Origin of the sequence: Microvirga sp. HBU67558 (assembly GCF_018069605.1) — a bacterium.
Classification (GTDB): domain Bacteria; phylum Pseudomonadota; class Alphaproteobacteria; order Rhizobiales; family Beijerinckiaceae; genus Microvirga; species Microvirga terrae.
The window spans coordinates 1-429 of sequence record NZ_JAGPUP010000181.1 but is presented as its reverse complement, the minus strand read 5'-3'; the positions used below and the strand labels follow the sequence as shown (position 1 = coordinate 429).

The 429-nt window shown below is 66.9% G+C and carries 1 protein-coding gene; it reads right to left on the bottom strand.

The genetic code is table 11. The features are described from left to right. Positions 1 to 9 precede the first annotated feature (9 nt). Positions 10 to 429: transglutaminase-like cysteine peptidase (locus KBI52_RS00740; protein ID WP_210804776.1), on the bottom strand; the 420-nt coding region annotated here is incomplete at its 5' end.

The following is a 429-nucleotide window of genomic DNA, read 5'->3' as shown; positions in this document are numbered from 1 at the left end:
CCTGCGACGTCAGCGGCCAGCGGTTCTCACCGGTAACGCGGAGGCTGCGCCAAGAGAAACCCAGGTCGATCCGGTGCCGCCTTCACGCTGCAGGAAGACGTAGCCGGTCTGTCGCCACGGCAAGACGGTGTCATGCTTGTTGTCGAGGACGAAGTCGCCCAGATCGGTGCGCACCATCAGGACCGCATGGGGTGCGCCGCCCTGATCGAGCACAGCCGCCATGCGAAGGGCTCGCCGGGAGAGCCCGGCCGCAACGAGCCGCTTGCGCTTGACGAGCTGGAAGTCCTCGCAGTCGCCATAGCCATCCTCGGCAAGGTCCCAGCGATCCGCCACCCCCCAGTGCTCCTGATCGGTGATCGGCCGGATGCCGGCATTCACCTGGCGGTTGATGCGTGTGAGCGTCTCCCAGCCCTGTGGCGTCAGGGCGAT